10 protein-coding genes are annotated in these 18,294 nt (G+C 57.6%); 9 read left to right on the top strand and 1 reads right to left on the bottom strand.

Annotation, left to right across the window (positions count from 1 at the left end; genetic code table 11):
* Position 1 precedes the first annotated feature (1 nt).
* The 8 genes from B150_RS0109515 (at position 2) to B150_RS0109480 (ending at position 13,398) form a co-directional block, all read left to right on the top strand.
* A complete protein-coding gene (locus tag B150_RS0109515; RefSeq protein ID WP_020399685.1) occupies positions 2-2,521 on the top strand; it encodes a CehA/McbA family metallohydrolase in 2,520 nt (839 codons plus the stop codon).
* The gene (locus tag B150_RS0109510; protein WP_025896358.1) at positions 2,518-4,530 is read left to right on the top strand and encodes a dipeptidyl-peptidase 5; all 2,013 of its coding nucleotides are present in this window, start codon (positions 2,518-2,520) and stop codon (positions 4,528-4,530) included. The genes B150_RS0109515 and B150_RS0109510 overlap by 4 nt, the downstream gene beginning before the upstream one ends.
* A complete protein-coding gene (locus B150_RS0109505) occupies positions 4,527-5,804 on the top strand; it encodes an APC family permease (protein WP_020399683.1) in 1,278 nt (425 codons plus the stop codon). The genes B150_RS0109510 and B150_RS0109505 overlap by 4 nt, the downstream gene beginning before the upstream one ends.
* Positions 5,801-6,232, top strand: coding sequence for an acyl-CoA thioesterase (locus B150_RS0109500; RefSeq protein WP_020399682.1), 432 nt, complete (start codon positions 5,801-5,803; stop codon positions 6,230-6,232). The genes B150_RS0109505 and B150_RS0109500 overlap by 4 nt, the downstream gene beginning before the upstream one ends.
* On the top strand, positions 6,216-8,246 hold the full coding sequence (locus B150_RS0109495) for a tetratricopeptide repeat-containing sulfotransferase family protein (RefSeq protein WP_020399681.1): 2,031 nt from the start codon (positions 6,216-6,218) through the stop codon (positions 8,244-8,246). The genes B150_RS0109500 and B150_RS0109495 overlap by 17 nt, the downstream gene beginning before the upstream one ends.
* 24 nt (positions 8,247-8,270) lie before the next feature.
* Positions 8,271-10,607: a TonB-dependent receptor gene (locus B150_RS0109490; protein WP_020399680.1), complete on the top strand. Its 2,337-nt coding sequence runs from the start codon at positions 8,271-8,273 to the stop codon at positions 10,605-10,607.
* 76 nt (positions 10,608-10,683) lie between these two features.
* Positions 10,684-11,976, top strand: a complete 1,293-nt coding sequence (locus B150_RS0109485; protein ID WP_020399679.1) for a Xaa-Pro dipeptidase — start codon at positions 10,684-10,686, stop codon at positions 11,974-11,976.
* 21 nt (positions 11,977-11,997) lie between these two features.
* On the top strand, positions 11,998-13,398 hold the full coding sequence (locus B150_RS0109480; protein ID WP_020399678.1) for a M20/M25/M40 family metallo-hydrolase: 1,401 nt from the start codon (positions 11,998-12,000) through the stop codon (positions 13,396-13,398).
* 75 nt (positions 13,399-13,473) lie between these two features.
* Here the strand turns inward: B150_RS0109480 and B150_RS0109475 are convergent, their stop codons facing one another.
* Positions 13,474-15,477, bottom strand: coding sequence for a S9 family peptidase (locus tag B150_RS0109475; RefSeq protein ID WP_020399677.1), 2,004 nt, complete (start codon positions 15,475-15,477; stop codon positions 13,474-13,476).
* Positions 15,478-15,863: 386 nt separating this feature from the next.
* Here B150_RS0109475 and B150_RS0109470 point away from each other — a divergent pair, with 386 nt between their 5' ends.
* Positions 15,864-18,269: a TonB-dependent receptor gene (locus tag B150_RS0109470; RefSeq protein WP_020399676.1), complete on the top strand. Its 2,406-nt coding sequence runs from the start codon at positions 15,864-15,866 to the stop codon at positions 18,267-18,269.
* Positions 18,270-18,294 lie beyond the last annotated feature (25 nt).

Genomic DNA, 18,294 nt, shown 5'->3' with positions numbered 1-18,294 from the left:
AATGAAATATGCACTCATGGGAATACTGGTCGCAGCGGCTGCACAACCGGCCCTTGGTGCGGAACACCCCACACGCATCCCGGTGCTGGAGCAGGTGAAACATCCGCACACCTATTACTGGCGCGAAATGTATATGCCGCAGCTGACCAGTGGCCCTTCTGCCGCCACCTTCAGCCCGGATGGCAAGTCTGTCATCTACAGCATGCAGGGTAGCCTGTGGCGGCAAGCAATAGGTGATGACACGGTATATGAACTGACGGCGGGTGCAGGTTATGACTATCAGCCCGACTGGTCGCCGGACGGTCGCCATGTGGTGTTCACACGCCAGCATGGCAACACCCTGAACCTGATGCTGCTGGACATGGAGACCGGCATTGCAACGGCCCTGACCGGGGGTGATGCCGTCAACCTTGAGCCGCGTTTCAGCCCGGACGGCAGCAAACTGGCCTATGTTTCCACCGCGCTTGATGGTCACTTCGGCATCCATGTGGCCGCGTTTAACGGCAAGACGCTACAGAACAGCCGTCCGCTTGTGGCTGGCAAGATATCCGAGAAATACCGCTATTATTATTCGCAGGCAGACCACGCCATCAACCCGGCATGGAGCGCTGACGGCGATACGCTCTACTATGTCTCCAACCCCGAAACTGCCTGGGGCACGGGGGACATCTACGCCATCTCGGTCTCGAACCCCGGCACGCCCCGGCATGTGATTGCGGAAGAAACCACATGGGCCGCACGCCCGCAGCCCGCCCATGACGGCAAGCGGCTGCTGTACGCAAGCTACCGCGGCCGGCAGTGGCACCAGCTCTGGATCACGGGGGTGGACGGAAAATACCCGCTGCCGCTCACGTTTGGGGACTATGATATCTGGCAACCGCGCTGGAGCCCCGATGACCAGAGCCTCATCTATGTGACCAACGAAGATGGTGGCCTCGCGCTCTATCACCACACCGTGGTTGGTGGTGCACGGCAGAAGGTCGAGGCGAAGAAACGTGTCTACAAGCGTGCGATGCAGCCGCTTGAAATTACACTTGCCGACGACACCGGCAAGCCTGTTGCGGGGCGTGTATCCGTCCTTGGATCTGATGGTCGCCACCATGCGCCCATGGACGCGCGCATCCATGCCGACGACTATATGGACCCTTCCCGCGCCGACCATGAAACCCATTATTTCCGATGCGATACACACTGCACTGTGATGGTGCCGGAAGGCACCGTATCCGTGCAGGCGTCACATGGATTTGAGCACAAACTTGCGACGGCAAAGGTTACGGTCGGCGGGTCGGCAACCCCGCTCTCCCTCACCCTTGCCCGCAATGAGCTGCCCGAAGCTTTTGGCACTTTCACCAGCGCTGACATGCATGTGCACATGAACTATGGCGGCAAATACAAACAGACACAGGCATTGATGGCAGCCGATGCAGCCTCCGAAGACCTGGATATCGTCTATAACCTCATCGTCAACAAGGAAGAGCGCATCCCGGATATTGCCGAGTTTGATACTGGCCTCAAGCGCTTCGGCGGCGTGACCGTCTATCAGGGACAGGAATACCACACCAGCTACTGGGGTCACCTCGGTCTCTTGCATCTGGATGACCACTACCTGACCCCTGATTTCTCAAGCTATTGGCACACGGGCCTCGCGTCGGCCTACCCGACGAACGCGGTGGTGCAGGACCTTGCGCATGAGCAAGGCGCTGTAAGCGGGTATGTGCATCCGTTTGACGGTGCGCCGGACCCGGAAAAGGATGCCAAGGTTACGCACAGCCTGCCGGTTGATGCAGCGCTTGGCAAAACCGACTATCTGGAGATTGTCTCCTTCGCGAACCATGAAAATACGGCCAGTGTCTGGTACCGGCTGCTGAACCTTGGGTTCCATGTCGCGGCGGGTGCGGGCACGGACGCCATGACCAACTATGCCTCGCTCCGTGGCCCCATCGGCCTCAACCGCATATTCCTTGATGGCGTGAAGGCGGATGAACCTGCAAGCCTGAAAGCGGCCATCCGAGGTGGTCAGGGCTTCGTCTCCAATGGCCCGCTCGTGGGGCTTCTGGTGAATGATGCCAAGCCCGGCTCCACGCTGAACTTCGGGGCGGATGGCACGACTATTCAAGTGAAAGCCGCGCTCCGTTCTCCCGTACCGGTGGAGCGGTTCGAGCTGGTAATGAATGGCGAGGTGCTCAAGACATTCGATGTCTTGGATGACGGCACCTCCGCCGATGTAGAGGCAGAGGTGCAGGTGGCAGGGTCCGGCTGGATGCTGGTGCGCGCTGTCGCCAAGGCATCACATCCCTTTGTGCAGGACATCTACACCTATGCGACCACGAACCCGGTGTGGCTCGTGGTTGAGGGCAAACCGCAGACGGCGCCAGAGGATGCCGCCTATTTCATCGCCTGGCTTGACCGCATGGCCGAGCACGCTGGTGCGCGGGACGACTATAACTACGCGTGGGAGCGCGAGGCTGTGCTGGCGGACATCGCCAAGGCACGCAAAATCTATGAGGGGAAACTACAGTGACTTGGGGGCAAAAGGGGCTGCGCACCACCGTAGCTGCATGTTTGATTGTCTGGAGCACGGGCGCGTTTGCGGATGAGCCCGCAGGGCGCTTGATGACGCTTGAGGACCTGCACAATGTGCAGGACGTGAGCGAACCGGCAATCTCGCCAGACGGTGAGACGGTGGCTTACGTTGTGTCCAAGCATGACCTGAAGCGTGACGCTATCATCAGCGACGTGTGGCTGGTTCCGTACGCGGGCGGCACGCCGAAACAGATCACCAAGGCCGACGAGAAAAGCGAGAGCACACCGCGCTTCTCCCCTGACGGCAAAACCATTGCCTGGCTGGGCGCGGACAAAGACGGCAACACACAAGTGTTCGTCCGCACGTTGAAGGGCAGCAAAGCAAAACAAGTTACCCGCGTGAAGGGCGGCATTCTGGAATACGACTGGTCGCCGGACGGCAAGCAGATGGTGGTTTCCGCCTTTGTCGGCGGCGCGGAACCTAATGAGGCTGGCACCACGCCGCCCATCGTGATCGACCGTTTCCAGTTCAAGGAAGACTGGGTTGGCTATCTCGCTGGCGCCCGCCGTCACCTACTGGTGATTGATGTGGTGAGTGGTAAGGAAAATGCGCTCACGAGCGGCGATCAGGATCACTGGTTGCCAGCATGGTCACCGGACGGCAAGTGGATCGCCTATGTCTCGAAGGACCAAGGCGACGCTGACCGCAATATGGATTCAGACGTTTTCATCATCCCCGCCAACGGTTCGGGCACAGCTAAACGCATCAGCAGCTTCAAGGGCACGGACGTAGACCCTTACTGGATGTCGCCGCCGGCGTGGTCACCAGACAGCAAAAAACTGGCGTGGCTGCAAAGTGGTGAGAGCAAGTGGATCTATTATGCCAGCTGGCAACTGACTGTGGCGGACATCGCGACCGGTGAAAACCGGCCGCTCGCGCACGTCGATCGAAACTTTTATACGCCAGAATGGTCAGCCGATGGCGGCAGCATCTACACACTTCTTGAGGGCAACCGTTCCACATGGCTCGTCAAAATTGATGCCGAGAGCGGAAAGATGGAGAAGCTGAGCGACGGTGACCGTTTTGCGCTTGCCTTCGCCCTTTCAGGGAATGACCGCGCGGTACTGCTCGATAGCACGGATGACAAGCCGTTTGAGGTTTATGCGGTTGAGGACACCTTGCGCCAACTGAGCGATCACAACACGTGGCTTGAAGATGTTCGGCTCGGTGAGACGCAGGAGTTTTCTTTTGATGGCCCCGGCGGCCGTATCGATGGCCTGCTGTTGTTGCCGCCCGGCGCGAGCACAACAGACAAACTGCCCACCATCTTCCGCCTGCATGGCGGACCTGTATACCAGTTCAGCCATGAGTTCATGAGCGACTGGCAGATTTATGCGGCTCAGGGTTATGCCGTTGTGGGTATCAACCCACGTGGGTCCTCGGGCCGCGGCTTCGACTTTGCTCGCGCCATCTATGCCGACTGGGGCAATGTGGATGTGGCGGATATCCTTGCGGGCACCGACTATCTGGCGGCGCAAGGTACAACAGACCCTGAGCGCATGGGCGTGGGTGGCTGGAGCTACGGCGGCATGCTTACCGATTATGTGATCGGCCGTGACACACGCTTCAAGGCCGCGATCAGCGGCGCAGGCACCGCCAATATGTTCGGCACCTACGGCCATGACCAATATTCCCGCGAATATGAGCTGGAACTGGGTACACCGTGGGACAACCGCGAAGCCTATGAGCGGGTGAGCTACCCCTTCCTGCATGCGAACGGTATCAAAACGCCGACCATGTTCCAGTGCGCGGAAATGGACTTCAACGTGCCCTGCATCGGTGCGGAGCAGATGTATCAGGCGCTGCGGTCCGTTGGCACGCCAACCCGGCTGGTAATCTACCCCGGCCAGCACCACGGCCTCGTGGTGCCAAGCTATCTGGGGGACCGCATGAAGCGGAACCTTGAGTGGTACGATATGTACCTCAAGCCGGGGGGCAGCCAATGAAACGCGCCCTCGGCACGGCAGGGGTGGTCGCGACGCTGGTCGGTTATGTGATCGGCGCCAGCATCTTCATCCTGCCGGGCTCACTTGCAGGAAGTGCGGGGCCAGCCGTTGTGCTGGCTTATCTGTTTGCAGCGGTGATTGCCGCTTTCTCCTGCCTTGCCGCCGGGCAACTTGGTGCAGTTTTCCCCAACACAGGCGCGGGCTTTGTTGCGGTCAGCAAGCTCCTGTCGCCCTTCGCTGGCTTCATTGGCATCTGGCTGATGCTGGCAGCCTACATTATGGCTATTGTGCTTATCGCGCTTGGTTTTGCTGACTATTTCACCGCCCTGTTCCCGGCGTTTGACAGCACCATGGTGGCGTTCGCTGTCATCGCACTTTTCACCGTCCTGAATACGGGGCGAATTGATATCCTCGTCAGCATTCAGGGCATCCTCGTTGCGGTATTCATGATTGCGCTTGTTGGGGTTTCCACCGGTGGTGTCGTATCGCTTGAAAGCGCCAACCTCACCCCCTTTGTACCAGCAGGCTGGAACGCGGTGCTTATTGCTACCGTACCGGCCTTTTTCTCCTATGGCGGCTTCATGGCGGTGATGGAAATGGCCGGGGAAATCGACAACCCTGGGCGCACCATCCCGCGCGGGCTGCTTATCAGCTTCGCGGTCGTTGTGGTGACCTATATCGCACTCTCGCTCGCGCTCGTTGGCATGATCCCATGGCAGGATCTGGCCACCACAAAAGCGCCGGTCATGGTCGTGGCTGAACAGCTTTTCGGCAAGGCCGGTGCGGCTTTCACCAGCTTTGCCATGATGGGCGCGGCAGCGACCTCCATCAACGCGCTAGTGCTGGTGGCTTCGCGCGACATCTATGCGCTGGCCGAAGATGGTATCCTGCCGAAGACCGTAGCTGGCGAAGGTAGCGCATGGCGCAGTGTGCTGGTTGTCGGCATATTCTCCCTCGCAGGTCTCGCCATGGGCAACAGCATTACCGAATATGCTGTGTGGGTGTCTTCTTTCACGCTTGTATTCCAGATACTCGTGGGGGCGGCACTTATTTATGTGCCGCTCCGTGCGCTTGGCGCCTACGAAGTTTCGGCTTTCAAGCTTGGGCGTGTGGGCATCAAACTCTCCGGCTGGGGCCTGATGCTCATCTCCGCCTTTTTCCTCATTGTCGTTGTCATGGACGCTTTCGCTGAATTTGCATGGGCTGGCGCTTACTTCCTGGTCGGCACAGGCCTTTACCTGCTGCGGCGCAAGAGACAGGAGAGCCCGTCATGATGGAAACCTACCGCGGGGTCGTGCATCCCTGGCTCTGTGACATCATGGGTCACCTCACAACACGGCACTATGTCGCGATGTTCGATGACGCAAGCTATCACCTTGCCCATGCCTGTGGCGTGTCGGTCGACATTGAGAACCATGACACCGGGTTTGTGGACGTGAAGCTGGAAATGGATTTCATCACTGAGCTTAAGGCCGGTGAACTCATCATTGTCAGGAGCGGCATTCTGCGCCTCGGCGGCAAGTCCTTCACGGCGCAGCACAGCATGCACCGCATGTCGGACGACGCACTTGCGGCAACCATGCAGGCGACCTCGGTCGCATTCGACCTCAAGGGGCGAAAAGCGATCCCTCTCAGCGATGACTTTCGCACGAAAGCGACGGCGCTGATGATAGCGGGAGGTGACGATGTATCCGGCCGCTAACATGAGCCACCTCCAGAATACGCTTACACACGCGATGCAGCTTCTGAAGCGCGACCCTGCTGCTGCGCTTCAAGAACTTGAGGGCCTCAAGGATGAATACACAGGACAGCCAGCCGTGCTGCATGGTTATGCCATTGCACTCAGGCAAAACGGCCGCGTTGAAGATGCGCTTGTAGTACTGGACCGGCTGGTGGCACTTGAGCCTCGTTTCGCACACGCATGGTATGAACGGGCGCTGGCTGGCCGCGTTCTCCGGCGCTACCGCCAGTCCCTCTCTGACCTCGAGACCACTGTTGAACTGAAGCCAGATTTTGCGCCAGCATGGCGCGCACTCGGCGATGCTTACGCGGCCACAGAGGACCCCGAGAAAAGCAACCGCGCCTACGAACGCTATCTGGAACTTGGGCGGCTGCCGCCTCTGCTCGAGGAAGCCATGACGGCGATGCACCAAGGCCGTATTGCGGTGGCTGAGGACGCCTGCCGCCGGTATTTGCATGCCCATCCCACGGACGTTACCGCCATTCGCCTGCTCGCTGATATCGGCATCAAGGTTGGCCAGTTCGGCGACGCGGAAAACCTGCTCAGGCGCTGTCTTGAGCTTGCGCCAGACTTCACCTTCGCGCGCTACAATTATGCCTTTGTGCTCACCCGGCAGGGCAAGTTCGAAGACGCGATTGAAGAACTGGATAAGCTGCTGGCGACCGACGGCCACAACCCCAACTATCATGTACTGAAGGCAGCGTCCTATGTGCGGCTGGGGCAATTTGAACCCGCGATCGAAATTTATGAAAGCCTGCTGGATGACGCACCACACCAACCGCGGGTCTACCTGAGCTACGGTCACGCGCTCAAGACGGTGGGCAGGCAAGCGGAAGCCATTGCCGCTTACCGCAAAGCAGTGGAACAGGCGCCAGAGCTTGGTGAAGCCTACTGGTCACTCGCCAACCTCAAGACAGTCACCTTGAGTGATGATGAAGTAATGGCCATGGAGGCCGCGCTAAAGCGCCCTGCCCTTACGCCGGAGGACGCTGCCCAGCTTAGCTTCGCACTCGCAAAAGCGCTGGAAGACCGGCAGGAATACGACCGCGCCTTCAAACACTACGCAGAAGGCAACGAAGTACGCCGCCGCCAATCGGCCTATAGCGGCGATGAGCAGACCGCCAAAACCGAGCGCAGCATTGGCTTTTTTGACAGCGGCTTTTTCGGTGCCCGCAAAGGATGGGGCGCGGATGCGCCTGACCCGATTTTCATCGTCGGCTTGCCACGCGCGGGGTCAACCCTTCTGGAGCAGATCCTGGCCAGCCACAGCATGGTGGAAGGCACACAGGAACTGCCCGAGGTCATCTCCCTCTCGCGACGGCTTGGTGGGAAGAAACATCCGAGCGACCGGTCGCTCTATCCAGACATGCTCGCTGACTTGGGCGCAGGGGATATCCGCGCGCTTGGCGAAGAATATATAGACCGTACACGGCGTTACCGTACCGGTACGCCTTTCTTCATCGATAAGATGCCCAATAATTTTGAGCATATCGGGCTCATTCACCTGATGCTGCCGAACGCTAAAATTATCGATGCACGGCGCCACCCGCTGGCCTGCTGCTTCTCCGGCTTCAAACAATATTTCGCGCGCGGGCAGCGCTTCAGTTACAGCCTGTCGGACATCGGCGGCTACTACCGCAACTATGTCGCGCTGATGGAGCATTTTGATGCGGTCCTGCCGGGCCGGGTGCACCGTGTGCAATATGAAACCTTAGTCGAAGATTTCGAAGCTGAGGTCAGGCGACTGCTTGATTATTGCGGCCTGCCGTTCGAGCCGGGCTGCCTCGAATTCTACAAAAACGACCGCGCGGTCAAGACCGCGAGCAGCGAACAGGTTCGCCAACCTGTTTTCAAAGACGCAGTGGATCATTGGCGCAATTTCCTGCCGCACCTTGATCCGCTGATGCACGCATTGGGGCCGGAGGTGCTCGCGCGCTATCCGGCAGACGGAAGTGGGGGCGGTGGGTCAGATTGACCAACCTTTGAAAAGGAGGAAACCATGCGCAGCAGTAACAAGAACAAGGGGCCAACGGTGACAACCGCTTGGCGCAGGAAAGGAGGGTTCGCCGCGTTGATGGCAAGCACTCTTATCCTGCCACATGCCGCAAATGCGGCTGATGCCGAAGACTATGAACTGGAAGAGATTGTCGTAACAGCCACAAAACGTGCGAGCAATCTGCAGGATGTGCCCGTGGCGGTGCAGGCACTGACTTCGAAAACCCTTGAGGACCTGAACATCAAGGGGTTCGACGACTATATCAACTTCCTGCCAACCGTATCCTATGTGTCTTTCGCACCGGGTCTCGCGCAGGTGTACATGCGCGGTATCTCGTCCGGCGGGGACGGGGTGCATTCAGGTTCGCAGCCCAGTGTGGCTGTCTATCTTGATGAGCAGCCGATCACCACGATCAATAACGTGCTTGATGTGCATGTCTATGACGTGGCTCGCATCGAAACATTGGCTGGCCCGCAAGGTACGCTTTTTGGCTCCAGCAGCCAGGCGGGTACCATGCGCATCATCACCAACCAACCTGACCCATCAGGCTTTGCAGGTGGCTACGACATCAGCCTGAACAAGGTGGAACACGGTGAAGCTGGCTATAGTGCTGAGGCTTTTGTCAACGCACCCCTTTCTGATACTGCGGCCCTCCGTGTTGTGGGCTGGTACGAGGATGAAGGCGGATATATCGACAACGTCTACGGCGAACGGCAGTATGCCGCCTCCGGCATCGAGGTCGACAACGCTGACTATGTTGAGGATGACTTCAACGACGTGCGCACGGCTGGCATGCGTGCGCTCCTGAAAGTTGATCTCAACGATAGCTGGACCGTCACTCCGGGTGTTACTTACCAGAACCAGAAGTCGCGTGGGTCATGGGCGCACCGCCCAGATGACCTTGGTGACCTCAAGTTCCGCACGTTCGGCGACGAATTTGCCAATGATGAGTGGATACAGGGCACGCTCACCATCAATGGCAAAATCGGCGATATCGACGTGGTTTACGCCGGTGCCTATCTTGACCGCGACAATGAAAGCTCAACCGATTACAGTTGGTATGCCGAATATTGGGAAGGCCTGTTGGCCGACTACGGCTATGACTGCCTGTATTATGACGAGCTTGGCGGGTGTGCCGACCCAACCCAGCACATCACCGGGGACGAGAAGTTCAAACGCCAAAGCCATGAGCTAAGGCTTTCTTCGCCGGGCGACAGCCGTCTTCGCTGGATTGCCGGTGCCTTCTATCAGGATCAGGAGCATGACTTTGACCTGCGCTGGGTGGCCCCTGATGTACCAACCGGCGAGGATTATTCACCGGTACCGGGTGAACCGCTTGTCTGGATCACAAAACAGGTGCGCAAGGACAAGGACCGCGCGGTCTTCGGTGAAGTCAGTTATGACCTGACGGATCAACTTTCAGCCACCGCGGGCCTCAGGCTCTACAAGCTCAAGAACTCGCTCGTCGGTTACTATGGTTCGGCATCGTCAACCTATTGTGCGGCGCAGCCATGCCTTGACCACCCGAACCTTGATAAAGCCACCAAGGATGACGGAGCGACCTACAAGTTCAACCTGTCCTACAAGATCGACGACGACAAGATGGTCTATGCCACCTACTCCAAGGGCTTCCGCCCCGGTGGCGTGAACCGGGCGCTTACGGGTGTTGTAGCCCCGGCCTATGAGCAGGACTTCGTTTATAACTATGAGCTCGGCTGGAAAACGTCGTTCCTGAACCGGCGACTGCGCTTCAATGGTGCTGTCTACATGCTGGACTGGAAGAATTTCCAGTATAGCTTCCTCGACTTCTCGATCTCGCCACTGACGCTTATCACCAACGTCGGGCAAGCGCGAACGAAAGGCTTCGAGTTTGACACGGTCTTTGCCGCGACCGAGCGGCTGACCCTGTCCCTCTCGGGCAGTTATAACGACGCGAAGTTGCAGGAAGACTATTATCAGGATGATGACGATCTTCAGAATGGCGTTGTCTCAGCTCCTGACGGCACCCGAATGCCGTTTGTGCCCAAGCTCAAGCTTACGGCCACCGCGCGCTACAGCTTCGAGATCGGCAGCCTGCCCGCCTATTTCCAAGGCTCGTGGTCTCATACTGGCGAAAGCTGGAACAACCTCAAGGTCGCTGACCGGGTGTTGCAGCCTTCCTACGACCTCGTGAACATGGCGATTGGCGTTGAGGGTGACGGCTGGACGGCGGAGATATTCGCCGATAACGTCACAGACGAACGGGCGGTGATCTATGCCGACCAGAATAACTTCGTCGACTTCCCGGTTTATACCAACAGGCCCCGGCGTTTTGGTATCCGCTTTGGCCAACGCTTCTAGAAGCGTGAGTTAAATCTCTGTGCGACACCTCTGGGTGTCGCACATCTGTTTCCAGAGAACTGACAAGGAACATGATATGCGCCGCCTGATTGCCTGCCTCTTCACCCTGTGCCTGACCGTCGCCGCCACCGCTGCCGAGCCGCAAGTCAGCGTGGTGCATGCCGGAAAGCTTGTTGACGTGGTGAACGGCAAGGTGCTGAAAGACCAGATGATCGTCATCACCGGCGACCGCATCACCGAGGTCAAACCCTGGGGCAAGGTGCCTGAGGGCGCTGAGGTGACCGACTGGTCTGACATGACCGTACTGCCGGGCTTGATGGACATGCACACTCACCTTGCGGACGCAGGGCAAAGCGCAAGTGTGCTGGCACCGCTTGAGCTAACGGCGGCAGAGTCTGTGCTGCAGGGGGTCGAGCATGCCCGCGTCACCCTGATGGCAGGCTTCACCACTGTGCGGGATGTGGGCGTGTGGCGCGCATTCAATGACGTAGCGCTGAGGGACGCAATCAACAAAGGCATCATCATAGGGCCACGCATGGCGGTTGTCGGTGCCTATGTGACAGTGCCCGGCGGTGCGGGTGATATCACCGGCCAGGCTTTTGATGTGGAAATCCCCAGGGACCTGCGCTTTGGCGTGGTGCGCTCGCCCGAGGAGGTGCGCGAACGCGTGCGCACACTCATCCAGCACGGCGCGACCTTCATCAAGACACTGGCGACCGGTGCGGTGCTGACAAGCGGCACGCATGTGGGCGCACAGGAACTGAGCGAAGACGAACTGCGCGCTGCGGTCGAGGAAGCGGCAAACTATAATGTTTATGTCACCTCCCACGCGCACGGTGCGGCGGGCATCAAGGCTGCGGTACGCGCTGGCGTGCGCTCGATAGAACATGGTTCGCTGATTGATGATGAAGCAATTGAGATGATGGCCAAACACGGCACGTGGCTCGTGGCTGATATCTATAACGGCGACTATATCGATGAGGTTGGCCGCGCGGATGGTTGGGGTGATGAAATTCTCGCCAAAAATGAAGCCACGACCGAACGCCAGCGTGAAGGCTTTCGCAAGGCGCACGCCGCCGGCGTGAACATTGCCTATGGCACCGACAGCGGGGTGTATCCACACGGCGATAACGGCAAACAATTTGTGTATATGGTGCGCTACGGCATGAGCGAGATGGAGGCCATTCGCTCCGCCACGCTATCGGGCGCAGAGCTACTTGGTTGGGAAGCCGACGTTGGCTCCATTGACAGCGGAAAATTTGCTGACATGGTTGCTGTCAAGGGGGATCCCCTCAAGGACATTTCCGTCCTCGAACATGTGGACGCGGTGATGAAAGGTGGCCGGATCGTTAAGCCGGCGGTGAAGTAAATTATTTAAATGGGTGGAAGAATGAAAAAGATTTACCGGCAGTTTCTGGCTGCAACCGTTGCCTTTGGGGCGATTGCCCCGGTTGCGACCGCAAGCGATGTGCCGTTCCAGGCTGAAGCACGTGAAATTCTGAGCGATAGCATCGCCATACGCACCGTTATGGGCTACGGCAATGTTCCCAAATTTGCACATTATCTGGAGGACAAATTCCTTGCCGCCGGGTTTGCGCGCGAGGACGTGACCCTGATCCCCGTGGGTGAAACCATGGCGATGCTCGTGCGCTTCAAGGGTGACGGCCGCTCAGGCAAGGCACCGATTGTCCTGTCCGCGCACCTTGACGTGGTGGAAGCCATCCCCGAAGACTGGGAGCGCGACCCCTACACACTCATTGAGGAAGATGGTTTTCTCTTTGGTCGCGGCGTGTCGGACAACAAGTTTGGCGTTGCCATGCTCGCCACCACCTTCCTGCGCCTGAAGGCTGAGGGGTTTGTGCCGTCGCGTGACCTCGTAATCGCTTTCTCAGGCGACGAGGAAACCAGCATGGCAAGTACCATGGTGCTGGCGAAACGTCTGGCGGAGGAAGTTAAGCCCGAATTTGCTATCGTAGCAGATGGCGGCGGCGGCCTTCTGGATGAAGACGGCAAGCCGGTTTCCTTCATGGTCGACAGCGCGGAGAAGACCTATGCGTCCTTTACCGTAACGGCGACCAACCCCGGCGGCCATAGCTCGCTCCCGCGTAAAGACAATGCGATCTATGACCTTGCCAAGGCACTGGTGAAACTGGACGCGTTTGAGTTTCCGGTCATGTACAGCGACCTCACCCTGTCCTATTTCGAAAAATCAGCGCCCCTGATCGGCGGTGATGTTGGCGCGGCCATGGCACGCTTCGCCAAAAACCCCAAGGACAAAAAAGCTGCGGCAACCCTGCGCGCGTTGCCGGAATATGTTGGCACCACCGGCACCACCTGTGTGACCACTATGCTGAAAGGTGGCCACGCAGAAAACGCACTGCCGCAATCAGCCACAGCAACGGTGAATTGCCGCATTTTCCCGGGCGTCGGTGTCGCCAAAACGCTTGAAACGCTTAAAGGTGTGGTGGCGAACGACAGCCTCACTTGGACGATCCTTGATAATCCAACCGAGAGCGATGCGTCGCCACTGCGCGAGGATGTATTCGGTGCGGTTGAGCGTGCGGTGCACAACCGCTTTGCGGACATCCCGGTTATTCCGCATATGGCGTCTGGCGCGTCTGACTCGTTGCACTTCCGTGCGGCAGGTATCCCGAGCTATACGCTCACCGGTATTTTCATGAAAGCCGAGGACGAATTTGCCCACGGCCTGAATGAGCGCGTGCCGACGGACAACATCCCCGGCGCACTGAAGATGTGGCACGACCTTGTGACTGATCTTGCAGGCAAATAAGCCCGCGAATGACCGGCAATAAAAAAAGGCGGGGCTGAATTTCAGTCCCGCCTTTCTGTTTGTTAGTGCTCCGCCCTACTTGAGGTAGCGGCCATACCAGTCGATATAGCGTGCGTAGCGGTCCAGCACGAAACTCGGGCGCAGGATGCTGTGTGTCTCCCCAGGATAAACCACCAGCAGAGTATCAATGCCGCGCCGACGCAGGCCCAGATACAGCTGCTCTGAGTTCTGGATCGGTACGTTCCAGTCTTCCTTGCCGCCAATCACCAGCGTCGGAGTAGTTACCTTGCCGATATCGTTGAAGGGCGAGATACGCTCCCATGCCTCGGGGGTTTCCCACGGCAAGCCAAGCTCTGCCTCCCACAGTTTCTGGTAAATATCATGACCGTAGTTGGCGCGGTAAAGCACCTCGCTCGCGCCAGAGATAGCGGCTTTGAAGCGGGTGGATTTGGTGATGACATAGTTGGTCAGGATACCACCATAGGACCAGCCGCCGACACCAAGCCGGTCAGGATCCGCGAAGCCTTGATCAATGGCATAGTCAACTGCAGCGCTCACATCCTCAAAGTCTTTCACACCCCAGTTGGCAAAAAGCACGGCGGAGAAATCCTCGCCGTAACCGGACGAGCCACGCGGGTTGGGAGCAATGATGACATAACCTTCCGATGCCAGCACCTGTGCTTCGGTATAGAAGCCGGCGTCATGCTGCGCGACCGGGCCACCATGTGGCCTGAGAATGGTGGGATAGCGTTTGCCCTCCTCATAGCCAGGCGGGAAATAGAAGAAAGCTTCCACGGTGGTGCCGTCAGCACTCGGAAACTTCAGCTCCTTCACGCTGGCGAGGGTGACATTAGCCAAAAGACTATCATTCTGGTGTGACAGCCGCTCCAGCTTGCCTTTGCGCAGCACATAGACAGCATCCGGCTGTGACGGCGTTGCGCGCACCAGCGCCACCGGCCCCTTGGCGTGAGCGTCAAACTCGTAAGTAGCCGACTGGTCATCAACTACCCGCTTGATCTTGCCTGATTTCACGTCAACGGAGATGAGTGGCATGCGGCCATCGTCTTCGCTGACCGCATAAACGGATTTACCGTCCGGTGCGAAGCTTGGCGAATGAATGGTCCGGTCATAGTCTTTCGTAAGCACACGCGCCTCACCACCCTCAGCGGGTGAAACCGCCAAATGGTTGGTCGCGTACCAGATTTTGGATAGATCCACGACGCTCGCGTAAGCAATCCATTTGCCGTCCGGGCTCCATGCCGGGCTATGGTCCGGCCCCGGATTTGTGGTCACCTGACGCAGGGGATGGCTGTCGGCAGTCGGTTTTACACCTTTGTCAACAACGCCTGACACCACCCAGATATCACTGTTGGTGTTGCTATCAGGCTCCTCGGTGCGGTTGCTGGTGAAGGCAATCCATTTACCGTCCGGGCTCCAGACCGGGCTACTGTCATCAAAGTCGCCGAAGGTGACCTGAACCGGCTCACCTTCACCACCATACACATAGATATGCTGGCGGTAGCGGTCCAGATAGCCAACACCGTCTTCCTTGAACTGCAGCCGGTCGATGACCCATGGCGTGGGCTTGTCTTCGCCGTCAATTTTTTCCGGTTCAGGGCGCGCGTCCGTGATGGTCAGCAGCATCTTGGTACCGTCGGGCGACCAGGCGAAACCGTCCACACCTTGTTTGACATGCGTGTATTGCCGCGCTTCCCCGCCGCGGCGGTCCAGAAGCCAGACCTGACTTTCCTCATCCTTGCCTTTGGCGGCAAGGAACGCGAGGTATTTGCCATCCGGGCTCCAGCGCGGTCTCGAGGCGCTATAGTCATCGCCGCTCATCGGCAATTCGGCGGAGCCGTCAGTTGCAGCAATCCAGACTTGGTTGCGGCGTGTGTCTTTTTCGAGGTCATTGCGAGCAACTGTGTAGGCAACCCATTTACCGTCCGGGCTGATATTCGGGTCGCTAGTGTATTGTATTTTAACGGCGTCTTCAGCCGTCAGGCCCGTTGCCATAGTGGCAGGGCACACGAGTGTGGAGGCGACTGCAAATACAGCCGCAAACATTGTCTTTTTGTGCATCAAAAATCCCCCCTTTGATCACACGTTTGCACGCTACCGTGTGCGGCGTCCGTGCAGACACCCAATCAAAGCAGGATATGGCTCGCGCTGCAATGCAACATTTGCCCCAAAGTGTCTTTTATTTGCCACAGTGAACACTGCAGGGACTTTCAGGTAAGTATTTCTATTATAACATTTTTTCAGGGAATGATGAAAACCACAAAAAAAGGATTCTAAACGTTCCATCTAGTTGACTGGCCGTTCAAATTGGCTGTAGGATTTTTTTGCTAGGGATAGTGGTAAGAAGGGGGCTTTTTACCAAAATATCGTTGTCATTCGCAAACATCGTTTTGCGAAACAGCCCCACTGTTGTCTTGTGGAAAAAATACAACTAGGGAGGAGCTTTGATGTCGGACAGGACAAAAAAAGCACTGATTGGTATGCTGATGGCGTCGAGTGCCATGGCATACATGGTACCAACAGCTTACGCACAGGAAGCTGGTGAAAGCGCTGATGCTGAGGATGATCTTCAGCTCGAAGAAATCTACGTAACAGCACGTAAAAAACGTGAACTTGTTGTCGAAGTACCGATGAATATTTCCACCGTGGGCTCGGTAGAAATTGAGAAGCGGAACCTCGTGAACAAGGAAGACATGTACCGCACGATTGCGGGTGCCGCGAGCCCACGCGGGTCTCTGATCCTGCGCGGTCTTTCGGGCAGTAACTCGACTGCACCGGGCACCACCACCACGTGGACCGATGGCATTCCGTATAACTTCTCCAACCTCTTTGATGTGGAGCGGGTTGAGGTGTTGCGCGGCCCACAGGGTACACTTTGGGGTTCAAACGCGATTGGCGGTACCGTACAGGTTATCACCAAAAAGCCGAACCTTGACGAGTTCGAGGGTCTCGCGACACTACAGTTCGATAAGGAGAAAAACCGTCCGGGCACGGGTGTACGCGCATCGGCCGCTGTCAATTTCCCCATCATTGCGGGTGAACTTGCACTCCGCGTGACGGGTTCGGTCGGCAATGTCGACAAGAAAGTGCTCAACACCTACACGGGTGTGGTTGGCAAGGACGAAGATCATTTCATCCGCACTCAGTTGATGTGGTCGCCGTCGCCTGATACCCGGGTGACCTTCATGCATGTGAATGAGCGCATTTACACCAGTGGTTTCGACGACGTGGATGCCAACTCGCCGACCTACTATTATGATGCCATCCTCACAGCCAACCCGGACGCGCCTTATGGCTATGATGTCGCACTCGACTTCCCGAGCTGCCCGGAAGGCACCAGCCGTACCGAGTGTTTCGGTGGTCAGTTGAACGGTCATGATCCGCTCTTTACGCAATACATGCTGATGGACGATTTCACCCGCGACCGTCAGAACCTGTTTGCGCTGAACATCGAGAAAGACGACATCTTCCCGGGCGCAGACCTGACCTACTCAGGCTCCTACCGCCGGAATGATAACCTCGGTCGTCAGGGCTGGTGGTCGCGTGCGGATGCGAACGACATGTTCCGCACCTGGATTATCGACAAATCCGAGGGCCGCCGCTGGACCCACGAAGTTCGTCTGCAATCCAACAAGGAAGATGCAGCGTTCGACTGGACCGTCGGTGCTTTCTATGACGAAAACGAGACCCTGCCTTCAGGCGACGTACAGTGGCAGTACCACGCTAGCGACGACCGTTCGCGCGCGATTGCCGCTTACCTGTGGGGTTCCTACTGGGGCCTTGGCGACCCGTCGGAGATCGGTCAAACGCTCTATGGCGACGACACCAAGAACTACAACTACACCATCTACAAGTGGAAGAAGAAGGAACTCGCCTTCTTTGGTGAGCTTAGCTACACCTTCGACCTTGGCGATGCCGGTAGTGTGGAGTTGACTGGTGGCCTTCGTTACTATGACCTGAAGGACGACCTGCATGATGAGGTTTCGGGTATCTGGATTGACCCATATGAGCTCACCACGTCGGAAACCATCACCAATGACGGTGAAAACGGCACGCGTAAGAAGTTCAGCATAAACTATATGCCGAACGAGACCCTTGGCATCTTCGCGATCTACTCCGAAGGTTACCGTCGGGGCGGCAACAACGGCCCGAACCCGCCAGCGGACTGCCTGAATGACGAGAACATCGGTTCCTATACCGACCGTTACGCGTCTGACCAGATCAAGAACTACGAGGTTGGCGTGAAGGGTGCGGTGTTTGACCGCCGGATGTCCTTCTCGTCCGCTGTTTACCAGATCGACTGGTCTGGTGTGCAGGCTGACGTTTACATGCCGTCCTGTGGCTTCTCCTACACCGCGAACGCTGCGTCCGCTCGTTCCCGTGGTGTGGAGTTTGAATCCACCACCCAGCTTATGGATGGTTTGAGCCTGCAGGTGAACGCAGCTTACACCAACTCCAAGATGACATCTGATGTGCCGGCACTTGGCGCGGAAGATGGCGACGACATGACCATGGTGCCGAAGTACAACTTCTATGTCGCTCTCGACAAAGAATTTGAGATCTGGAGCAAGGAAGCGTCGGTTCGTCTCGAGATGCTGGGTTACGGCGAATACAAGTCTCACTTCAACGTACGTGAAGACGATATTTCGCCAGCCTACGAGGTTGTGAACCTCAACGCCTCCTTCGGTGTGACCGACAATGCGCGTCTGAGCATCTTCGTGAACAACCTGCTCGACAAAGAGATCATCACCTACAAGCGTTCGCGCAGCCGTAGTGACTGGTCAGGCAACGCGCTCTGGTACACCTATGGCCAGGAACGTAATGTGACAATTCGTCTGGATGTAACCTTCTAAATTCATCCAAGTCGTTTTATGGTGG

Origin of the sequence: Kordiimonas gwangyangensis DSM 19435 = JCM 12864, assembly GCF_000375545.1 — a bacterium.
Classification (GTDB): Bacteria; Pseudomonadota; Alphaproteobacteria; order Sphingomonadales; family Kordiimonadaceae; genus Kordiimonas; species Kordiimonas gwangyangensis.
Note: the sequence above shows the minus strand (reverse complement) of the source record. Positions and strands in the feature narration are given on the sequence as shown.

Coding starts and splice junctions, on each gene's coding strand:
- B150_RS0109495 (WP_020399681.1), top strand. CDS start 6,216: ATGTATCCGGCCGCTAACATGAGCCACCTCCAGAATACGCTTACACAC.
- B150_RS0109515 (WP_020399685.1), top strand. CDS start 2: ATGAAATATGCACTCATGGGAATACTGGTCGCAGCGGCTGCACAACCG.
- B150_RS0109500 (WP_020399682.1), top strand. CDS start 5,801: ATGATGGAAACCTACCGCGGGGTCGTGCATCCCTGGCTCTGTGACATC.
- B150_RS0109505 (WP_020399683.1), top strand. CDS start 4,527: ATGAAACGCGCCCTCGGCACGGCAGGGGTGGTCGCGACGCTGGTCGGT.
- B150_RS0109470 (WP_020399676.1), top strand. CDS start 15,864: ATGTCGGACAGGACAAAAAAAGCACTGATTGGTATGCTGATGGCGTCG.
- B150_RS0109490 (WP_020399680.1), top strand. CDS start 8,271: ATGCGCAGCAGTAACAAGAACAAGGGGCCAACGGTGACAACCGCTTGG.
- B150_RS0109475 (WP_020399677.1), bottom strand. CDS start 15,477: ATGCACAAAAAGACAATGTTTGCGGCTGTATTTGCAGTCGCCTCCACA.
- B150_RS0109480 (WP_020399678.1), top strand. CDS start 11,998: ATGAAAAAGATTTACCGGCAGTTTCTGGCTGCAACCGTTGCCTTTGGG.
- B150_RS0109485 (WP_020399679.1), top strand. CDS start 10,684: ATGCGCCGCCTGATTGCCTGCCTCTTCACCCTGTGCCTGACCGTCGCC.